The organism is Sphingomonas pituitosa NBRC 102491, from assembly GCF_001598435.1.
GTDB classification, from domain to species: Bacteria; Pseudomonadota; Alphaproteobacteria; order Sphingomonadales; family Sphingomonadaceae; genus Sphingomonas; species Sphingomonas pituitosa.
The window spans coordinates 1-19,985 of sequence record NZ_BCYY01000010.1; the positions used below are offsets into that span (position 1 = coordinate 1).

A 19,985-nucleotide genomic window follows, 5' to 3' on the forward strand; every position below is an offset into this window, starting at 1 on the left:
CGAGCAAACGCCGCTAGGATTGCGAGCACCTACAGCTATGCCTCTCCGCATTGGCTGACCTTCAAGCAAGCGCTTGCGCTTGGTGGATGCGTCCGCAAGGGCGAGAAGGGTTCGACCGTCGTCTATGCCAACAAGATTGAGGTTGACGCCGACAAGAGTGGAGAGAGCAGCGAGGACGGCAAGCGTCAGGTGGCGTTCCTTAAGCGCTATACCGTTTTCAATGCCGAGCAAATCGATGGCATCGAGGCGAAATATCCAACCCCCGCGCCGATCATCACCGCAACCAATTCCGATGAGCGGGATGCCGAGCTGGACGCGCTTTTCGCTCGCATCCCCGTCGCCCTGAAACACTTCGGATCTCAGCCCTATTATCAGCCGAGGGGCGATCATGTGGTCATGCCCGAGTTTGCCGATTTCCACACCAGCGATGACTATTATTCGACCCTAACGCACGAACTTTGCCACGCGACGGGACATGTTGACCGACTTGCCCGTCCCTCTCTCATTTCCACGAAGCGCGAGGACTACGCCCGAGAGGAATTGGTTGCCGAGCTAGGGGCGGCGTTCGTCAGCGCGACCATCGGCATCAAGCTTCACGACCGTGAAGACCACGCCGCCTATCTGGCGAGTTGGCTACAGGCCCTGCGCAACGACAAGCGGTGCATCTTCACCGCCGCCCGCCTAGCCCAGGACGCGTCCGACTGGCTCTTGAGCCGCATGGCCGTTGAGACGGCCCCTGAACTGGACGCGGCGGCGCGACTGGCCTATGATCCCAAAATCACGACCGTCGCCATCATTGACGGCGGTGAGCGCCACCATTTCAATCAGCCGCTACTTTCGGGGTTGCCGACGTGCAAGCCAGGTCCGCATTTCGGCGATCTCGCGCCTTTGGGTTGCCACCACTGCGGCCGCGAGGCGGCGCACGGCGGGATCTCGGCCATACTTCAATTCGATTTCAGCCATCGCGATAGCGCCTTCATGATGGGGAATCATCGCGCGCATAAAATCGGCGTCGGCATCACCCGTGAAGGCTACGTCCATATCGCCATGCATCTTGGCATTTGCGGCCCGGTAGGCCCGCGTAGCGGGCGGCTCGTTTCGCGAGCCTGACACGGCACCAGTTGACCCATGCTGGGTATGCTGTGCCTTCGCGGAAAGCGGGGTTAAGACAGCGGTCATTGCCAGCATCAGCGCGAACGGCCTGTTGCTTCCGATCATTACGATTCTTCTCCAGTGATAGTGATTCGGTTCATGGGGCGGGCGAAGGTGGCTCGCTTCAGCGTCCGGACTGCCGCCCCGCCGCCGCGTCGAGCTCGGCCACGGCCTGCGCCGCGGCCTCGCAGTCGCTGCCGGTCTCTTGGCCCCGCTCGCAGCGTGTGACGACCGGTCTCGCCTCTTCCGCGTGGAAGCGGAAATAGCCGGCGTCGCGTGGTTTAATCAGCCCGCATCCGGACAGAACGATTGTCGCGACAACGGCGATGATCGCCTGCTGCTTGCTGTTCCCCATTATGTCGATCCTCTCCATATTCCGGCCCAACGCCACTTCCCTCCGTTGCGACGCCATGCGTGAAATCCGCTGCGGTGAAGCCATCCAACCCACTTGATGAGAACGATCGCGCTGGCTGGCGAGATCAGGCTAAAGGCACGAGCGAAGCGTGTGATGCGGACAAGCATCGAAGCCGCCATGAGCCAAAGGCCGGCAGGAAAGGCGGGCAGCAGGTCAGCCATCAATGGCCACCCCTTGATCGCCCGAAAGTCGCGACCCGCCAAAGATACCAGATGACGGCCAGCGCGAGCACGGCGTTGCTGACCGGCTCGATGAGCTATAGCGTTCGCCCAGCTCATAGCCCGCCAGCACGAGGATAACGGTCCATATGGCCGAGCCGGTGAGCGTCGAGACCAAGAATGGACCAAGGGGCATCCCGCTGACCCCTGCGGGCACCGAAATCAGGGTCCGGACTCCCGGGACCATGCGCCCGAACAGAACCGCCCAACGACCGTAGCGGTCGAACCAGCGGTCGACATGATCGACCTCGCCGGGCGTCAACGTCAGCCATCGGCCGTGGCGGGAAGCAAAGCGCTTCAATCGATCGATGCCGATCCAGCGGCCGACATAGTACCACAGCACTGCCCCTGCAGCCGATCCGAGGGTGCCGGCGATTGCCACCACCCACAGCGAGCCGCGCCCCTGCGCAGCGGTGTAGCCGGCAAGTGGCAGGATCACTTCCGACGGGATCGGGGGAAAGACGTTCTCCGCCAGCATCAACAGGAAGACGCCAAAGCCGCCGAGTGACGCGAGGATCGATGTTATAATGTCGAACACAAACCAGCCTCGTCAGAAGATCCAATAGGAGATCGCGCAAATCACGAGCAGGAGGGCGACGACGGACCCAACGATCCGATTTTCCAGGCGCGGACATTCGACGTTCCTGATCCGCACGGCGACCTGCCAAGCGGGTCGAACCGGACACCGCCACGAACCTGCGGCAATCCGATCCAGCTCGGCATCCGACAACCCGAAGAACGATTTTGCTTCACCGCGCGATCGTCCCGCCAACCCCATCACCCGCAGCACCACGTCGCTCCATGCGACATCGATCGCGCTCGGCCGATCGACCATCGTGCCGCGCGCGTCGCCGCCCGCCCACGAAGGGGACAGCAGGCCGATGATCTGGTGGGGATTGCGCTCCAGCAGCGTCGCCCAGCGCAGCAAGCGATGTTGGCGGTCACGCGCCGCGATGGTCCTTGCCGGTGCCCAGCGCCGGGTAAGGGATCGCACAGGCCGCATCCATCGGCTCGCCCAAGGGCTCGTCATCGGCTCGCCGAGCTGCCGACGTCGCCATTGGTGGCGCGCTTGAGCGGACGAGAGCAGCGCAGGGTGAGGAAGGTGGTAGCGCTCAGGATGAAGGCGATGTCGTATAGGCCGTAGCCCACGGCCGCGCCGAGCGCGCCAGTCGCCCACAGACTGGCCGCCGTCGCTGTGCCTGACGCCTTGTCGCCCTTCTTCAGAATCGCGCCGCCCCCGATGAAGCCGACACCCGTAATCAGACCTTCGAGCAACCTGGCTTGCGCTGGAGACGTGCGGCCGAGGATCGCAATGCTCACCAGCACGAAGCCGCAACTGGCGATGGCAACCAACGGGAATGTACGGATGCCTGCGCTGCGGGCGTCCTTCTCGCGATCCCAGCCAACAGGAAGGGCGAGCGCGTAGGCGACGGCGAGACTGATGATATGGGTGGTTATCTCCCACCACGAGCTTTGAAACATGCCGGCCTGCCTGTTCTACGCGATTGCTCCAGATCGGAGGTAAAGGGGTAAGGTCGGGCCGAGAGTCCCACAGACGTTCAGGCCCAAGGCGGGGATCGCGAACATCGGCGATCCCTACCGGTGCAGACATGCGATGATGGCAGTCACGACGGCGGTGGTTTCCGCAACGTCGCGCACTCTCACCGTATCGAGGCCAATTTCAGCGGCGGGATAGTCATTCCCACCGGGGAAGATCGCATCGCCGATGAACAGCATCCCGTCGAGCGGGACGCCGCTTTCAGCACTCAAGCGCTTCAGGCCATAGCCCTTGTCCACCCCTGCCCTGGTCACGTCGATCGATGTCGTGCCACCTAGATTGATCGAGAGGTCCGGCAGCGTCGCGCGCAACGTGGCCTGCAACGCGGTCCGCTTCTTTCGGTCAGGATCCCACGCTTCCTTTTCCTTTAGCGGCGCTGCCTGCCCCAGCCCCGAAAAGGTAATCTGGCTGCCCCGGTCCTCAATCCGTTCGCCCCAGATACGTTCGTCGGCGAGGCCGGCATCGGTCAGGGCCTGATCGAAGGCCGCGCGGATCGTCGCCTTCTCTGCATCGTCGAACAGCTCGGTATAGACTGCGCGCCAAGCGCCATTGATGAACCGATAGAGTTTTGTGCCTGTGGTCGGCATCAACCAGAGACGGTCAAGCGCGGCGCCGGCAGGAAGACGCGAGGCGACCTGCTTTTCGAACTGCGGCCAGTCCCCGCCCGAGATCACCGCCACATCCGTGACGGCGAGCAATCGGGCGAGGGTTGCGGCCATATCTTCCGATAGCGGCCGCTTGCTCTCGGCAAGCGTGCCGTCGAGGTCGAAGGCGATCATCCACTTCATGCTGCCTTCCCCGCCGGATCGCGGTAGGCGAGCAGCCTGAGCGCATTGATGACAACAAGCAGCGTTGATCCTTCATGAACCGCCACCGCTGGCCCAATACCGAGGCCAAGGATGGTGGCAGGAACGAGGAAGGCGACGACACCCAGGCTGACGAAGACGTTCTGCCGGATAATTCCACGCGTATGCCGGCTTAGGCCCACCGCGAATGGCAAGTGCGCCAGATCGTCAGCCATCAGGGCGACGTCGGCTGTCTCCAGCGCAACGTCCGACCCCGCCGCGCCCATCGCGATGCCGACCGTGGCGCTTGCCATCGCCGGGGCATCGTTCACGCCGTCACCCACCATTGCGACCTTGTCTTCGCCGGCGAGTTTCTTGATCGCCGCAACCTTGTCTTCGGGCATGAGGTCGCCCCACGCCTCGTCGATCCCGACATCGTTGGCGATCGCTTCGGCGACTTTCTGGTGGTCGCCAGAGATCATTATCATCCGCGACACGCCCATCTCGTGCAGCCGGCGCAGCGCGGTCTTTGCCGCTTCGCGGGGCGTGTCCATCAGGCCGATCGCGCCCAGGTCGCGGTCTCCCTTGCGGACCACCATCGTCGTGCGACCGTTCTCGCGCAGTTTCGCGATCGCGTTCTGCGCTCCCTGCCCCAGCGCCGGAATGCCCTCACTCCCGAACATCTCGGCCTTGCCGATCCAGACCGTCTCGCCATCCACGCTCGCGGTGACGCCCCGACCGGTCAGGCTCTTGAGGTCGCCGGCAGTCGGCACGGCACGATCGTTCAGTCGTTCGCGGCCGTCCTTGACGATCGCTTGGGCCAGAGGATGGTCGCTCAACGCTTCGACGGCGACGGCCAGCGCCAGCAGCTCGCCTTCATCGGCGCCATCGACGGGCACGACATCGGTGATGCGCGGACGACCTTCGGTCAGCGTCCCCGTCTTGTCGAAAGCAATCGCTTTGAGCGACCCGAGGTTTTCGAGCGGTGCACCGCCCTTCACGAGCACGCCGCCCCGCGCTGCACGGGCAACGCCAGACAGGACAGCGCTCGGCGTTGCGATGGCGAGCGCGCACGGGCTTGCTGCCACCAGCACCGCCATCGCGCGATAGAAGCTGTCGCGGAACGGCTCGTCGACGACCACCCATGCGAAGAGCAGGAGCACCGACAGGATCAGGACAGCAGGCACGAAGATCCGCTCAAACCGATCGGTGAAGCGCTGCGTCGGAGACTTCTGCGTCTCCGCCTCGCTCACCATCTTCACGACCTTGGCGAGCGCGCTTTCATTGGAACGGCGTGTCACCTCGATTTCGATCGCGCCGCCACCGTTGATCGTACCGGCGAAAACCCGGCTCTCCGCGTCCACTGCATCAGGCTTTGCCCGCGCCGCGGCGGCATCGGCGACCGGCACCTTGTCGACCGGGATGCTTTCACCCGTCACCGGGGCCTGGTTGATCGCGCTGGTGCCCGTGATGACGAAGCCGTCAGCAGGCAGGCGCTCGTTCGGGCGGACGATGGCGACATCCCCAACGACCATTTGCTCGACCGGGATTTCGCTGGTCTGGCCGTCGCGTCGCACGGTCGCGGTTTCGGGCGCGAGCTTCGCCAGCGCCTCGATCGCCTTCTTGGCGCGTCCCATCGCGTAATGCTCAAGCGCATGGCCAAGGCTGAAAAGGAATAGCAGCAGCGCGCCTTCGGCCCATGCGCCCAGCGCAGCGGCGCCGGCGGCAGCGACCAACATCAGCGTGTCGATCTCGAACTTCTTCATCCGAAGGTTGTCGATCGCCTCGCGCAGCGTGAAGAACCCGCCGAAGAAATAGGCTGCGACATAGCAGGCCGTGGGCAGCCACTCCGGTGCGCCGGCAACCAGCCTCTCGATCGCATAGCCGATTCCCAGCAGCGCGCCGCAGGCAAGCGCGAAGATCAACTCGGTATTGGGGCCGAGAAATTCGGCGTGGCTATGGTCGTGACCATCGCCGGGGCCGTGCTTCTCTTCGCCTGCGTCGTGGCCCCCGGGGCCGTGGTCGTGGCCGGCATGGTCATCGGCGGCGACCCGCTTGCCAACCCTCACCTGCAGCTTGCGAAGAGCAGCGCGCACTTCCTCTTCTGTGGTCTCTCGGCGATCATATTCGACCCGGACCGACCCGCTGGTGCTGGCGCTTGCCTGTACCACCCCGGGCAACGCGCATAGCGCATCGCTGACCGTGCGCGCCCGCCGTTCGTGACTGATCCCTGTCACCTGCCAGATCGCATGACCGTAGCGTTCAGTGATTTCGGCACCTGCGGCCCGCACCATTTCACGCAATCGCGGCAGCGGCAGCTTGGCGGCGTCGAAATGGATGCACAGGGCCGCCGGCGTGTCGCCGTCGAGGCAGATCACATGCGCCCGGTCGACGCCTTCGCGCTTCGACAGGGTTGATACGAGACGGTCCAGGCAAGCGTCGGCCGCGTCAGGAAGGTCCGGCAACAATACTGGAATATCGAGTTCGAGCTTGTCGTTCATGACGACCTCCTTTCGCTTTTCTTGGTTTCGGCGCTCGCGTCGCGCAGGATTTCGACACCGCCCTTGATGGCGATGATGGCGGTAGCGAAGCCGACCAGAAGGTCCGGCCAGTTGGTGCCCAGCCACAGCACCAGCACGCCCGCGATCAGGATGCCGCCATTGGAAATGAAGTCATTGAAGCTGAAGGTGGTGGCGGCCCGTAGGTTAACGTCCGGATCCTTGAGCCGCTGGAGCAGCCGCAGGCAGAGGTAGTTTACGACGCCGGCGATCGCCGACATGACCATCATGGTCGGTCCGATCGGCTCGCTGCCCTGAAGGTAGCGCCGGCCAACGTCGATCAATATACCGCCCGCGAAGATCAGCAGCATGACGCCCGAAGCGACCGCAGCGCGTGTCTTCCACGTCTGGCCCCGGGTTAGCGCCACAAGGCTCAACGCATACACGGCCGTATCGGACAGGTTGTCGACACCGTTGGCGATCAGGGCGCTCGAATCCGCGAAAAATCCTGAGACGAAGAAGCCCGCCGCGATTGCCGCGTTCAGCAGCAGGACGATCCAGAGGGTGCGACGCTCTTCGCCGCCATTATTGTCGTTGCTCGGGATCATCCCATGATCTCCTCGAGCGTTAGCAGGGCAAGGAACCCTACGAAGAACATCGAGCTGATGAGCGGGGTGTCAGGCTTCTCGTGCGCCTCAACCAGCAGCTCTTCCGTGACGAGGTAGAGCAGCGCCATCAGCCCAAAGCTCAGGAAGCCAGCGACCATTACCGGCGAGAGCGTGGCGACAGGAACGGCAGCGAGCGCGCCGATCGGCAGCAGCAGCGCCAAGGCCGAGACGATCACGATGATGCGCAGGCGCGAGCGATAGGTTTCCGCCAGCTCGTTGGTCAGTGTCAGACCCAGGAAGAGCACTTCGAGTGTCAGCGCGATCGTCAGCAGAAATCCCGCCTTCTCGCCCGCGACGAACGCAAGGCCGAGCACCAGGCCATCGACCAGGATGTCGATGCCGATCGCGGCGAGCAGCGCCATCGGCCCCTTGAAGCGGGCCTCGAAAGCCTTGAGACCCAGCATCGTTACGACGCCCGCCGCCCCGCCGATCAACGTCGCGCTGGGCGAAGCCTCATGCTTGACCTGCGGCAGGATTTCAGTCGCTGCCGCCGCAAACACGACGCCGGCAGCAAGATGCTGTAGCCCCGCCACGAGGCCAGGATTTAACTTGGTGCGGCTCGCGATGATCGCGCCGAGCACGACCGCCAACACAGGCGCAAGCGTGTAGAGCAATGCCTGCATATCCTATGATTCCTCCGGTGTTCGATGACAGACGCGGATCTTCCCGCGCTGCGTGAAGGCGATCGACCCGCCCGCCACGACTGCCCGCGACTGGTCGCCGCGAAATTCTTCGCCGGTCCGTTGCGCGTGCAGGATCTCGGTTCTGCCTTTGGGCAGGCAGGTGACAGCCATCTTCAGGCCGTCGTCGATGAAGTCGACATCGGCGCGCGATCCATCGTCGCAATACATGATGCGCTGCGCGATCAATCGAGGCGTCAGATGCTTTTCATGCGCCGGCTCGGCCGGTTCGCTTGGAGCGGGATTGCACGCCCCTACGACCATACCCGCGAACAGAACGGCGCCGATGCGCGCGGCTGTCAGGCCAGGCAGGTGCCGCAAGGCGCGCACCGCCCTCACCACAGCACGCCGTGATCGGGCGTCAGCGGCTCAGGGGCCGGTAGTCCCGCCGTCTGAAGAAGGTCGATCTCGATCGTGCGGCACATGGCCGTGAGTGGGACATCGTGGACGCTATTGGCGAACGGATCGGTCAGATCCTCGCCTATGCTCAGCACCGCGAGGAAGACGAGTCCGATCAGCGTCGATCCGATCGGCGTGGCAAGGCCCAGGGATTCGACCAGCGCGATCGGAAGCAGCACGCAGAACACGCGCGTGAAGAGGTTCGGGAAGAACCGAAAGCCATTGGGCAGCGGCGTATTCTTGATCCGCTCCATGCCACCCTGCGCATTGGCGATGTCGATCAGGACGCGCTCCACAGTTGCCTGCTGGATCTCGGTGATCCGACCTTCCGCGAGCGCGGCGGCGTAAATGCCCGATACGTCCTCCAAGAGCGCGTTGGCAGGGTTCAGGCGAGCGACCGCCATATCGGCGACGTCCGTTCCGGCGATCCGGGCAATGTCTTCATAGGGCGACTGTCGGCGAAGCTGGCAGCGCATCGAGTGCGCGAAGGCGATCTGCCGCAGGATGATGTTGTGCCGCGTCTCACTGCCCTCGGGTTCCCCCTTGGTCAGGCTGCGTGTGATCCTGGCCAGGCTGCGCGACGCATTGATGAGCGTGCCCCAAAGGGTTCGCGCTTCCCACCAGCGCGCATAAGCTGCGTTGGTCCGAAACCCCATGAAGAGCGCGATGGCAGTGCCGAACAGCGCCGTCGGCAAAGGCGGTTCCTTGATCGGGGTCATCATGTGGAATGCCGTCACCGCCACGTCCCACACGAACAGGATCGTGAGAGGCTTCCAAACCTCGATAATGATCTGCCTAAAACGTGGCCTCGCGCCGACTATCATATCAATTACGCCCTAAATCTCTTAGCGATCGTCATCCGATCGGCATGTTCATGATGTCCCGATGAGCGGACAGCAGCTTGTTCCGGACTTGCAGGGTCGCCTCGAAAGTAATGGATGCGCGGCTCTGGATGAGCGCGACGGTTGCAATGTCGGTGGTTTCGCCACGCTCATATGCTTCGGTGACGACATCCTCTTGCTCCTGGGTCTCGTTGACCTTCGCGACCACGGCATTGAGGGTGTCGGCGAAGTTCGACGCCGGAGCGGTCGGCGTCACGCCGGGCGGTGCCGTCGGCTGCGCCTCACGCAAAGCGCGGCTTCGCGCGATCACTTCTGCCCGAATGACCATCACATTCGAGATCGACGTGTCAGACATCGTTTCTCTCCCGTTCCAGTGCGACGTGTCGGAAGACAGGACGGTTCATCGGGCGCCCTCCCGTTCGCAGATTCGGGTGCGGCCCTCGCCTTCCACGACGGTGAGCTGCGACCCCTTGAAGGTCGCGGTGGCTGTCTCGCCGACATATTGGAGGCTCTGCGCTGGCGCGGTCAGCGTCATGGGCACGGCGCTGCTGGAGCGCCGAAAATCGATCTGCAGGCCGTTGTCCTTGTAGTCGACGAACAGCGGTTCCCCGTCGGAACAGCGATAGGGATGGCGCCCCATTTCCCCGGTCGCCACGGCGCTGTCGGACGAATGGATTTGCTGCTCCGTTGGCGGGGCTGGCGGCTTGCTTTCCGTGCAAGCCGCCAGCCCGACAACGAGGATGAGGGCGGGCAGTACCCGCTTCAACGGCATCATCGCGCCTTCCTCCTGTAGCGGGAGGGGACGTGCTGACGATTGATCCCACGGGCAGGCTGACCCACCCGCCAGCGCAGATAGGTTGCGAGGCGATCGTCAGCCTCGATCATCAGGGACCGCAGACGACGCAACATCATCGCCGCGAACGGCAGAGACAGCGCCCCGCCCAGCCTGCAGCTATGTGTTAGCCTAGTGCCACCATCGTCCCCTGCCAGCTCGTACCGTTCTTCGAGCGTGAACAGATAAGGGATGCCGCAGGACCAAGCGAAGGCGCGCGGCTTATCGAATTGATCGACCCGGGCCGGCGTCCGAATTGGCCGGGTGATGCCCTGGATCGCGAAGGTACATTCCGTTTCGCCAAGCTGGCACGGGTTGTCGAGGAATACGAGCGGACTCCAAGCCCGACGATGATCCGGATCGGTGATCGCCGACCAGATCCGCAGTGGCCCGCCGTGAAGCATTGAGCTGGTTTTGGTGCGAGGCATATCCCCATCTCCCAGAGATGAGCGGGGCGATCGCGGATCGCCCCGCGCACCCATCAGGCCAAGTTGTTCACGAAGGTCTGACCGTGGTCGTCCCCTTCATGCTCCTCATTGTAGTGCTCGGGCTTCTCGATCACTTTCTGCCCGAACCGGGTGTAGAGCGTCGGCAGCACGAACAGCGTCAGCAGCGTCGCCGAGATCAGGCCGCCGATGACGACGGTCGCCAATGGCTTCTGCACCTCCGCGCCCGCCCCCTCGCCAAGCGCCATCGGCACGAAGCCGAGGCTTGCGACGAGCGCGGTCATGACGACTGGCCGCAGACGCTGCATTGCGCCGACATGGGCCGCCTCCTCGCGCGATAGCCCCGACCGGATCAGATCCTGGATTGAGCTGACCATGACGAGGCCGTTGAGGACCGCGATGCCCGACAGGGCGATGAAGCCCACCGCCGCCGAGATCGAAAAGTCCATGCCGCGCAGGAAGAGCAGCAGAACGCCGCCCACCAGCGCGAATGGCACGCCGGTGAAGACGATCGCAGCATCGCGGACCGATCCCAATGCGCCATAAAGCAGCAACAGGATCAGGATGAAGCAGGCCGGAATGACCAGCTTCAGCCGCTCGCTCGCCGATTGCAGGTTCTCGAACTGACCGCCCCATTCGAGATAGGTGCCGGCAGGCAGCCGGAGTTGGCTGCCGATCGCCGCCTGCGCATCCGCCACGACGGATCCGACGTCGCGGCCACGCACGTTGGCTTGCACCACCACGCGCCGCTTGCCGTTCTCGCGGCTGATCTGGTTCGGACCATCGACCACCTTGATCTCGGCGACGCTGGACAGCGGTACATAGCCGCCGCCTGCCACCGGCACCTGCACCTGTTGGAGCAGGCCGATGTCGGCACGCTGCGCCTCCGACAGGCGGATCACCACGGGGAAGCGACGGTCGCCCTCGAAGATCTGGCCCGATGTTCGCCCGCCGATCGTCGCAGTCACGGTGTCCTGCACATCCTGAGCCGTAACGCCCAACCGCGCCATCGCGTCGCGGTTGACGCGAATGTCGAGCATGGGAAGACCGGTCGTCTGCTCCACCTTCACGTCCGCTGCGCCTTGCGTTCTGCGCAGCACCGCCGCGATTTGCTCGGCCGTCCGGTTCATCTGGTTGAAGTCGTCCCCGAACACCTTCACCGCGATGTCGCCGCGCACGCCGGCGATCAGCTCGTTGAAGCGCATCTGGATGGGCTGGGTGATCTCGTAGGCATTTCCCGGAATCTTCGCGAGATTACCCTCGATCCGGCTGACCAGCTCCTCCTTGGGAAGCTCAGGATCCGGCCAATCCTTGCGCGGCTTCAGGATGACGAACATGTCGGTCGCGTTCGGCGGCATCGGGTCGGCCGCCAGCTCGGCGGTGCCCGTCTTGGAATAGACGAATTGCACCTCCGGCTGCTTCGACATCATCCGCTCGATCGGCACCTGCATCGCCTGGCTCTGCTGGACCGACGTTGCCGGAATGCGGAGCGACTGGATCAGCAAATCGCCTTCGTCGAGCTGCGGCAGGAACACCGAGCCGAGCGTAGTGAAAGCAAGCGCCGCCACCACAAGGCTTCCCACACCCGCACCGATCGTCAGCGTCGGGCGCTTCATGGCCCGGTCGAGACCGGGTTCGTAGCGCTTCTTCAGCCACGTGATGATGCGGCCGTCCTTCTCCTCGACCTTCTTCGACAGCCAGATCGCAATCATCGCCGGCACGAAGGTGAGAGAGAGGATGAAGGCGAAGGCGAGCGCGATGATGACGGTCAGCGCCATCGGTCCGAACGTTTTACCCTCCACGCCGGTCAGCGTGAGCAGCGGTACGTAGACGAGGATGATGATTGCCTGCCCGTAAACCGAGGGGCGGATCATCTCGCGAGCGGCGGCTGCCACGGTCGCAAGCCGTTCCTTGACGGTCAGCAAGCGACCTTCATGATGCTGTTGTTCGGCAAGCCGCCTCAGCGCGTTTTCAACGATGATGACGGCGCCGTCGACGATCAGACCGAAGTCCAAGGCGCCAAGGCTCATCAGGTTCGCCGAGACGCCGGCACGCAGCATCCCGAAGCCGGTCAGCATCATGGTGATCGGGATGACCAGCGCCGCGATCAGGGCCGCACGGAAGTTGCCGAGCAGCAGGAAGAGCACGACGATGACCAGCACCGCGCCTTCGGACAGGTTTTTCGCGACCGTCTTGATCGTCGAATTGACCAGCTCGGTGCGGTTCAGCACCGGCTGAATTACGACGTCAGGAGGCAGCGAAGCGTTGATCGTCTTCAGTTTCTCAGCGACCGCGGTCGACACGATGCGGCTGTTCTCGCCGATCCGCATGATCGCCGTGCCGACGACGACTTCGGTACCGTTCTCCGATGCCGAACCCATGCGGATCGCCTGACCCGTCTTCACAGTCGCAACTTGTTCGACCGTGATCGGCACGCCGTTACGTGTCGCGATCACGGTCCTGGCCAACTCGCTGGCATTGCGAACGAGCGCATCCGAGCGAACAGCCAGACCTTCGCCATTGCGATTGACGAAGCCACCGCCGACGCTGGTGTTATTGCGCTCCAGCGCATTTCCCAGGTCCGTCAGCGTGATGCCGAGCGAGGCCAGCTTCTGCACGTCGGGCACGACGAGGAACTGCTTGGCGTAACCGCCAATCGAGTCGACACCGGCGAGGCCCGGTGTGGTCTTCAGAAGCGGCGTCACGATCCAGTCCTGCGCGGTGCGCAGGTAGGTCGCCTTGTCCTCTTCGGTCGTCAGTCGCTCGCCCTCTGGCGTGATGTAGCTGCCATCGGGCTGTTGGCCCGGTTCACCGGGCTTGTGCTTGTCGTCCTCGCGATGATCGAGACGAACGGTGTACATGTACACCTCGCCCAGGCCTGTCGCGATCGGACCCATTTCAGGGTTCACGCCGTCGGGCAGATTCTCTTGCACGCCCCGCAGACGCTCGCCCACCTGCTGGCGGGCGAAATAGATGTCCGTCGCGTCCGAAAAGACCGCCGTGATCTGCGCGAAGCCGTTGCGGCTCAACGAGCGCGTATATTCTAGGCCGGGGGTGCCGGCGAGCGCGGTTTCGATTGGAAACGACACCTGCTTCTCGACCAGCTCGGGCGAGAGGGCAGGCGCGCGGACGTTGATCTGGACCTGATTGTTGGTGATGTCCGGCACCGCGTCGATCGGTAGCCGGTAGAGGGAAAAGGCGCCGATGGCGGCGACGATGACGGTGAGGAGCAGGACTAGCCAGCGCTTCTCGACCGCCCAGGTTACGATACGGGCGATCATGGCTTAATCCTCGTGGCTCGCTTCGCCCTTGCCGATCTCGGCCTTGAGCGTGAAACTTCCGGTGGTGGCGATCTGTTCGTTGCCGGTCAGGCCCGACCGGACGATCACCGTGTCGCCCGACGCATCGCCGAGCTGGACCGGGGTCGCCTTGAAGCCGGTGGGCGTGCGCACGAACACGACCGACTTGCCCTCGAAACTCTGGACCGCCGTCGTCGGCACGCGGACCGCCCCGCTCCCGCCGCTGCCCGTGAGCTGCACGGCTGCCGTCACAGGCTCGCCGACCCGCCATTCGCCACCGCGATTGTCGAGGGTGGCGAGCGCAGGCACGAGCCGCGTCTGCGGATCAAGCGCCGGCGACACGAAGGTCACGCGGGCGGTCGCCTGACGGCCTGCCGCCTTCACCAGCACCGTATTGCCGGGACGCACCCGGCCCGCATCCTCGGGCTTGAGATTAAGCGCGATCGACACCTGGCTCAGGTTGGCGATGCGATAGAGTTCGGCATCCGCCGCGACCGTTTGTCCCAGCGTCACGGGGCGCGCAATGATCTGGCCCGAGATCGGCGCGGCAATGCCGAGCCGGTTGAGCCCGCCGCCGCCGACACCCGCCGCCGAAACCATGCTCTGCGCCTGCGTCAGGGCGATCCGCGCCTCCGTCGCCGCTGTGCGGGCGGCGATCAGATCCTGTTCAGGGGAGACTCTCTGCGCGAACAGCCGCTGTTCGCGCGCGAGGTTCGAATTAGCGAGCTGAAGCCGCGCCCGCGCCGCCTCGACCTCGCCCTTGATCTGCGCCGCCTCGCGGCTTTCGATGACCGCAATGGTCTGGCCGCGTCCGACCGATTGGCCGAGGTTACGGGTGAGCGCGACCACGCGTCCCGCAATTGCGGCCGAGACGACCTGCGTTCCCTGTGGGTCGCCCTCGATGATCGCGGGCAGCTCGATCGTCCCGGCCCCGCCGATGATCGGCCGTCCGACCTGGACGCCCGCTGTGGCGATCTGGTCGGCACCCAATGTGACGACGCCTTCACCGGCATGACCGCCTTCAGCACCGCCCTTTTCCGTGCCCGCTGCCGTCTCATTGGCAGCTGCGCCTTCGGCAGTTGCCTCGTTTCCGCCATCCTTGCCGCCGCAGGCAGCCAAGAGCAGGGCGAGCGACGCCGCGCCCGCGAGATAAAAGCTCTTCATCACTGATTCCCCCCATTGGGCGCACGAGCGGTCAGTCGCTCCACTTGCGCGCGGGCATTCTGGTAATTGGCAAGCGCATCGATCGCGGCGACCCGCGTCTCGGCGAGTGTGCGTTCCGCATCGAGCAATTCGAGCTGGCCGAACTTGCCCTCGCGATAACCGATCCGCGCGATGCGGGCCGCCTCCTGTGCAGCCGCCAGCGCCGGCCCCGACGCCGCACGAGCCGTCGTTGCGGCATTGGCCGCCTGCGCCTGCGCGTCCGTGATCGCCTGTTCGATGTCGAGCGCGGTCACGCGACGTTGTGCATCCGCCTGCGTCCGCTGCGCGGTCGCCTGCGCGATCGCCGCGCGACCATTGTTGAACACCGGGATCGGGATCGACACGGTGAACACCGCCGCCATGTCATTGGTTGCTTCCAGTCGGCGGATCGCAGGCCCGACATTGAGGTCAGGGACGCGATTGGCGCGCGCAAGCCGCACGCCCGCTTCCGCGATCGAGAAATCCGCGTTCGCCGCCGCCAGCGCGAGCGTGCCGGTCGCCTCGACCGGTGCCACCGGCCCATAAATGTTCGCCCCCGGCAGGCGATCGAGCAGCGTGTCATCGAGCGCACCGTCAATCGGTCGACCGATCCGGCGCGCCAGATTGGCCCGCGCCGCCTCCGCCAAGCGAAGCTGCCGCTCCACATTGGCGTCGGCATTGATGCGCGCGACATCTGCGCGCTGTTGCTCGAGCGGGGAGGCCCGCCCCGCCTGCACGCGAACGCTCGCGGCCCGCAGCGCGTCGCTGGCGATCCGGGCCTGGTCGCGGGCTGTTGTAACCCGGCGATCGGCCGCGACCGCCTCGACATAAAGCTGCGTCACCTGAAGCCGGACATCTGCCGCGATGATCGCGGCCTGGATTTCGGCCCGGGACAATTGCGCATTGGCGACCGCGACGCGGGCGCCGCGCTTGCCGCCTAGCTCGATCGGGATCGCAAAGCCGACCGTGGATTCCGCGCTGCGGACCCCACGATACGGCCCCGAGCCGATGACATTCTCAACCTGGCCTTGGAAAACCGGGTTGGGCCGCAGTCCGGCGACCGTGCGGCCCGCACGGGCCGCATCGACCGCAGTTGTCGCCGCTTCGGCAGCAGGGGCCGAACCGCCCGCTGCACTGACCGCTTGGTCAAGTGTGTAGACCGGCGCGTCCTGCGCAAAAGGCGCGGATGGTCCGACCTGCGCCTGCGCCATAGTGGCGCACGACGCTGCGGCCAGCATGGCCGCGAGGATACGATGCATGAAAATAGGACTCCTGACGATGATCGACAGGGGCGCGCCAATGCGCGCCCAAATCGGACGTCAGGCTTGGGGGGGCCTCAAATGGACCATGCCAGTGCGGCCATCGAGCGACGCAGAGGCGGAGATTGTCGGCTTGGGCATCGTGAGGACGTGGGTATATTCCATCGTCATGCGCGACGGCGCACCAACATCATGACCATGACAGTTGTGATGGTGCGGGACGTTCTTGTCCGAATCCGACGGCACCTCGTCGATGTCGCCGGCGGTATGAACGGTAAACTCAACGCCCGCGATGCTTCCCCCCGCCAAATCGGCGGCATGAGCCATGCCGGAGAAGCTGGTTAGGACCAGCATCAGGCATGTGAGGAGAGGCAAAAAGGCTCGCACGAACCCGCCCCTATCACGGAAAGGTTTCCATGTCATTGCAATAACTCGCGAGCCGGTGCCTTCGCGGCACGCCATGCCGGCCAGGCTTCCCCAAGCACGCGCCATGCCGAGCGCAGGAAGATCACGGCGATCAACCCGCCGACGATGATGTCCGGCCAAGCCGAGCCGGTCAGGCCGACTAATCCGGCAGCCGCGAGAACCCCGACGTTTGACGCGACATCATTGCGCGAGCACTCGAACGTGCTCGACATGTTCACATTCTCGCGGCGGAAGCGCCAGAGCAGCGCGAGGCAGATTAGGTTCGCAACCAGCGCGGCGCTGCCAACCCCGAGCATCAAGCCCGATGCCGGAGGAACGCCGTTCGCAATCTTGTCAGCGATCTCGAAAATGACTGCGACGCCGAAAGCCAGGATGATGCCACCCTTCGCCAGTGCTGCCCCCGCCTCCCAGCGCGCACCCCGATGCAATGCATAGAGACTGAGCGCATAGACCATTGCGTCGCCGAACATGTCGACCGAATCCGCCATCAAGGCAGAGGAACGCGCGACGACGCCGCCGCCAAACTCGACCACGAACATCGCGAGATTGATGAGCATCACGATGATGAGCACGCGGCGCTGCTCGGCCTTGCGACCAAGTTCCGCGATCGTGTCGCGTTTTGATGAGCAACATGCGTCTGCCATTATCGAAGCTCGATTCGTGGATCAGACGCCCTATATGAAACCTCATCCTACTAGAGGGTCAAGAGGTTCGGCGATGAAAATCGGTGAGATCGCAAAGCGCACTGGGTTGAAGATAGAGACGGTCCGTTTCTACGAGGCAGAAGGGCTGGTTCCCGCTCCCATCCGTAGCGGTGGCAACTATCGACTCTATGATCGCTCGCACCTTGATCGCCTTTCGTTCATCAAACGCTCGCGTGATCTGGGTTTCACCCTGGATCAGGTTCGTGCGCTCCTGCGGCTTTCAGATGATCCGCGCGGTTCCTGTGCCGAGGCCGACCAGATAGCTGCGGTCCACATCGCGGAAATCGATCGCAAGCTGGCCGACCTTACAGCGCTGAGGTCGGAAATCGCGCAGTGGGGTGACACCTGCAACGCCAGCATCGTTGCCGAATGCAAGGTTATCGACGCCCTGTCGCATTGAACCAAACCAAGTCGGGCGCGACCCTGCCGGGCACGGCTCTATCGGCGCCCTGGCGTGTGCCGACCGAGCCACCGTGCCGGCGTCTCGGCCCAAAGGGTAACGATCCTCGCGTGAGGTGTGCCACATGGCACACCTGTCGCCGCTGCCCGATGGGCGCGACTTCACTCGCCTAGCGCCGCGGCCCTCCCCCGGAGGCCCGCCAGCGCGGGGAACAACAAGGGCTGCTGCCCTTTCGTTCCCGAAGGAAAATAGACGCCCCCGTGTTGTCCGCCAAGCGCGGCACCCGACGCCCTGATGGGCGTCGGCCGCGCTAGGGCGGCCTGCCCGCGCCAAGGCCATCGATTTTCCTCCTCCCTCCCCATCCCGCTCCTCGCCGGAGAGGCAGACCCGGCCGCTGCGGCAACCGGCTTTCAGCCGCAGGAAGAAGTAGAAAGGACAATGGCTTACACCCGATACAAGGGCGATCCCTACTGGAAACGGGCCAAGGTGGGCGGGACCAGTGCAGACGGCACCCCCTACGCCAAAGGCGACCGCGTGTTCTTCTATCCACGATCCGGCGCGACCTACGCAGGCGACGCCGCGACCCGCGCATCAGCCGAGTTCGACGAGCTGGCAAGCCTCGAAGGCTGATCCATTCCCCCAACCAGGTGCTCGGCAATGGCCTCGAGCTCCGCGGCTGAGGCTCGGTCGCGGCGGTGGTCGACGGCGCGGCGGCGATGAACGCTCGCCGGGCAGCGTCGAATACATCACCCCGATCGCCGCCTCCGTCGCTGAAACCGACATCGTAGGCGGCCCTCTCGCTGGCCTTCTCACCGTCATCTCGCCGGCACTCTCGATACGCCCATCCGGATCGCGCTGCGTACCACCCCTCGGCATATCGGACCGCCTCGTTCCAATCGAGCCTATGTGTGTCCCGTCCCCGGAGGATGGCCAGATCGCGATCGTCGATCGTGCCGGCGTCAGCCTTCCCCTCGATAAATGCAAAGTTCCGCGCACGGCGGGCCCGCTCCTGCTCCTTCTGCATCGCGTCGTGCATCGGCCGCATTGCGGCAACGCGGGCGCGCGTGCGAAGCATCCGTTCGTCGAGAGCCGCGCTCGGCGGCAAGTCTGGATATTCCCGCCAAATTGATGCCAGGGTCTCGGCATCGCAGGCGCTGCGGCCGCGCGCCATCCACGTCGCCGCAGAGGTGGGATCGAACTGTTCCATCGACCTACATCCCATCGTGGTTGAATTATCATCGAAATCGCGCGCAGTCTTGAGCGGCTAGTCCTGGCCTAGCTTCACCAGATGCTCCCAGCAGGCCGCGAGAGCATCGTCGAGCGTCGCGCACTCGCCAAGCTTCTGCGAGCTCGATCCTGCGGCGGTGATTACCCGTGCATGCGGCTCCCATACCGGCTCAGCCCATTCTTCCGGCCACGCATGGAAGCCATAAGGGTAGGCCACGATGGAGTACGGGGCCCACAGGCGCGGGTGTAGGTTCGTCAAACGAGCAGAAGGGACGCTCATGGTCGCCTCACATACCGTAGAGTTGGGGAGGGAGCCGGCGCGCCGCGCCCTCGGGGTGCGGTTAGCCGAAGAGCGTTTCCGCCTGATCCGGCATGGCGTAGTCGAGCTGCAGCTCGTGGACGATCCGCCGTGCGAACCGCTGCGGATCCACCAGTTCGCGAACGCCGGCGAAGTGGTTGCGGCCGCCGGTATAATCGGCACGTCCCCGGCAGGTCCGGTAGAGGACTTCCCTATCGAGACCGCACAGGCCCAGGCTGAGCTGCACGTAGCACTTCTCCGTGTGGAGGATGATCTCGCCCGAGACTGCGGGACCGCCCCGGCAGGACCGTACCTCGTACTGCCCGCTTTCCAGCTGCAGGGCCTTGGCCAGCGCGCGCATCGCCTTCTGCCCCTCTGAGTGGAAGGCGTTCTTCGCTGGTGCATCGAAGTCCACGCCGCGGTGCGCGAGCGTCACCAGGACTGGCGCGCCCCGCAGTTCCTTGATCGCCTGCATGCACCTGCCCTGCAGCTCGACGGGGCCGGGTCGCGTGTCACATACCGCGGCGAAATGGCGCGCCAGAAGAATGACTGCAGGATCTTCCTCTGCGCTTACGCCGGCGTTCCGGCAGTCGTCCATGGCCTTGCTGATCGCGTGGAGCGTGCTGCCAATCGTGGTCAGCGCACTGGGATCGAGGGCCTGCTGGTGGCGGAAAGCAACATCGAAGGTCATGGGATG

21 protein-coding genes and 2 pseudogenes are annotated in these 19,985 nt (G+C 64.5%); 3 read left to right on the forward strand and 20 right to left on the reverse strand.

The features are described 5' to 3' along the window. Nucleotides 1-18: 18 nt before the first annotated feature. Nucleotides 19-669, forward strand: a pseudogene (locus SPI01S_RS10055) (ArdC family protein); the annotation flags it as partial. 162 nt (nucleotides 670-831) lie between these two features. On the opposite strand, the gene copM reads toward SPI01S_RS10055, so the two are convergent. The 19 genes and pseudogenes from copM to SPI01S_RS10145 form a co-directional block, all read right to left on the reverse strand. Further along, on the reverse strand, nucleotides 832-1,218 hold the full coding sequence (gene copM, locus SPI01S_RS21755) for a CopM family metallochaperone (RefSeq protein ID WP_306305025.1): 387 nt from the start codon (nucleotides 1,216-1,218) through the stop codon (nucleotides 832-834). Between the two features lie 58 nt (nucleotides 1,219-1,276). Then, a complete protein-coding gene (locus tag SPI01S_RS10060) occupies nucleotides 1,277-1,507 on the reverse strand; it encodes a hypothetical protein (RefSeq protein ID WP_245653546.1) in 231 nt (76 codons plus the stop codon). Between the two features lie 220 nt (nucleotides 1,508-1,727). Next, nucleotides 1,728-2,323, reverse strand: a pseudogene (locus SPI01S_RS10065) (DedA family protein). Nucleotides 2,324-2,335: 12 nt separating this feature from the next. After that, nucleotides 2,336-2,713, reverse strand: a complete 378-nt coding sequence (locus SPI01S_RS10070; protein ID WP_019368200.1) for a hypothetical protein — start codon at nucleotides 2,711-2,713, stop codon at nucleotides 2,336-2,338. A 98-nt stretch (nucleotides 2,714-2,811) separates the two neighbouring features. Then, nucleotides 2,812-3,267 (reverse strand): MgtC/SapB family protein, encoded by a 456-nt coding sequence (locus SPI01S_RS10075; RefSeq protein WP_066721784.1) that lies wholly within the window; start codon nucleotides 3,265-3,267, stop codon nucleotides 2,812-2,814. A gap of 114 nt (nucleotides 3,268-3,381) precedes the next feature. Further along, a complete protein-coding gene (locus SPI01S_RS10080) occupies nucleotides 3,382-4,131 on the reverse strand; it encodes an HAD-IIB family hydrolase (RefSeq protein WP_066721786.1) in 750 nt (249 codons plus the stop codon). Then, nucleotides 4,128-6,629, reverse strand: a complete 2,502-nt coding sequence (locus tag SPI01S_RS10085) for a heavy metal translocating P-type ATPase (protein ID WP_066721787.1) — start codon at nucleotides 6,627-6,629, stop codon at nucleotides 4,128-4,130. The genes SPI01S_RS10080 and SPI01S_RS10085 overlap by 4 nt, the downstream gene beginning before the upstream one ends. Next, nucleotides 6,626-7,234, reverse strand: a complete 609-nt coding sequence (locus SPI01S_RS10090) for a cation efflux transmembrane domain-containing protein (RefSeq protein WP_066721788.1) — start codon at nucleotides 7,232-7,234, stop codon at nucleotides 6,626-6,628. The genes SPI01S_RS10085 and SPI01S_RS10090 overlap by 4 nt, the downstream gene beginning before the upstream one ends. Continuing rightward, nucleotides 7,231-7,917: a ZIP family metal transporter gene (locus SPI01S_RS10095; RefSeq protein ID WP_018251225.1), complete on the reverse strand. Its 687-nt coding sequence runs from the start codon at nucleotides 7,915-7,917 to the stop codon at nucleotides 7,231-7,233. The genes SPI01S_RS10090 and SPI01S_RS10095 overlap by 4 nt, the downstream gene beginning before the upstream one ends. Nucleotides 7,918-7,920: 3 nt before the next feature. Continuing rightward, nucleotides 7,921-8,313, reverse strand: coding sequence for a hypothetical protein (locus tag SPI01S_RS22880; RefSeq protein WP_066722018.1), 393 nt, complete (start codon nucleotides 8,311-8,313; stop codon nucleotides 7,921-7,923). Next, nucleotides 8,310-9,197, reverse strand: coding sequence for a bestrophin family protein (locus SPI01S_RS10105; protein WP_066721789.1), 888 nt, complete (start codon nucleotides 9,195-9,197; stop codon nucleotides 8,310-8,312). The genes SPI01S_RS22880 and SPI01S_RS10105 overlap by 4 nt, the downstream gene beginning before the upstream one ends. Nucleotides 9,198-9,228: 31 nt before the next feature. Continuing rightward, the gene (gene fliE, locus SPI01S_RS10110; RefSeq protein ID WP_066721790.1) at nucleotides 9,229-9,570 is read right to left on the reverse strand and encodes a flagellar hook-basal body complex protein FliE; all 342 of its coding nucleotides are present in this window, start codon (nucleotides 9,568-9,570) and stop codon (nucleotides 9,229-9,231) included. 45 nt (nucleotides 9,571-9,615) lie between these two features. Then, nucleotides 9,616-9,990, reverse strand: coding sequence for a hypothetical protein (locus SPI01S_RS10115; protein ID WP_066721791.1), 375 nt, complete (start codon nucleotides 9,988-9,990; stop codon nucleotides 9,616-9,618). After that, nucleotides 9,987-10,475: an SRPBCC family protein gene (locus SPI01S_RS10120; RefSeq protein ID WP_066721792.1), complete on the reverse strand. Its 489-nt coding sequence runs from the start codon at nucleotides 10,473-10,475 to the stop codon at nucleotides 9,987-9,989. Before SPI01S_RS10120 ends, SPI01S_RS10115 begins: the two co-directional genes overlap by 4 nt. Nucleotides 10,476-10,528: 53 nt before the next feature. Beyond that, the gene (locus SPI01S_RS10125) at nucleotides 10,529-13,774 is read right to left on the reverse strand and encodes an efflux RND transporter permease subunit (RefSeq protein WP_066721794.1); all 3,246 of its coding nucleotides are present in this window, start codon (nucleotides 13,772-13,774) and stop codon (nucleotides 10,529-10,531) included. 3 nt (nucleotides 13,775-13,777) lie between these two features. Beyond that, entirely contained in the window at nucleotides 13,778-14,956 is a 1,179-nt protein-coding gene (locus SPI01S_RS10130; protein WP_004212877.1) for an efflux RND transporter periplasmic adaptor subunit, read from the reverse strand. Further along, nucleotides 14,956-16,233 carry a TolC family protein gene (locus SPI01S_RS10135; protein WP_066721796.1) on the reverse strand — a complete coding sequence of 426 codons (1,278 nt, stop codon included), beginning with the start codon at nucleotides 16,231-16,233 and terminating at the stop codon, nucleotides 14,956-14,958. Before SPI01S_RS10135 ends, SPI01S_RS10130 begins: the two co-directional genes overlap by 1 nt. Nucleotides 16,234-16,293: 60 nt before the next feature. Further along, entirely contained in the window at nucleotides 16,294-16,587 is a 294-nt protein-coding gene (locus tag SPI01S_RS10140; protein ID WP_066721798.1) for a hypothetical protein, read from the reverse strand. A 65-nt stretch (nucleotides 16,588-16,652) separates the two neighbouring features. Then, the gene (locus SPI01S_RS10145; protein ID WP_066721800.1) at nucleotides 16,653-17,303 is read right to left on the reverse strand and encodes a cation efflux transmembrane domain-containing protein; all 651 of its coding nucleotides are present in this window, start codon (nucleotides 17,301-17,303) and stop codon (nucleotides 16,653-16,655) included. 73 nt (nucleotides 17,304-17,376) lie between these two features. On the opposite strand from SPI01S_RS10145, the gene SPI01S_RS10150 reads away from it, so the two are divergent. Together SPI01S_RS10150 and SPI01S_RS10155 are read left to right on the forward strand one after the other, a co-directional pair. Further along, entirely contained in the window at nucleotides 17,377-17,763 is a 387-nt protein-coding gene (locus SPI01S_RS10150; protein ID WP_019368266.1) for a MerR family transcriptional regulator, read from the forward strand. A 438-nt stretch (nucleotides 17,764-18,201) separates the two neighbouring features. Next, on the forward strand, nucleotides 18,202-18,393 hold the full coding sequence (locus SPI01S_RS10155; protein ID WP_053556559.1) for a hypothetical protein: 192 nt from the start codon (nucleotides 18,202-18,204) through the stop codon (nucleotides 18,391-18,393). Nucleotides 18,394-19,331: 938 nt separating this feature from the next. On the opposite strand, the gene SPI01S_RS10165 is transcribed toward SPI01S_RS10155, so the two are convergent. Beyond that, nucleotides 19,332-19,979, reverse strand: coding sequence for a hypothetical protein (locus SPI01S_RS10165; protein ID WP_066721810.1), 648 nt, complete (start codon nucleotides 19,977-19,979; stop codon nucleotides 19,332-19,334). Between the last annotated feature and the right edge of the window lie 6 nt (nucleotides 19,980-19,985).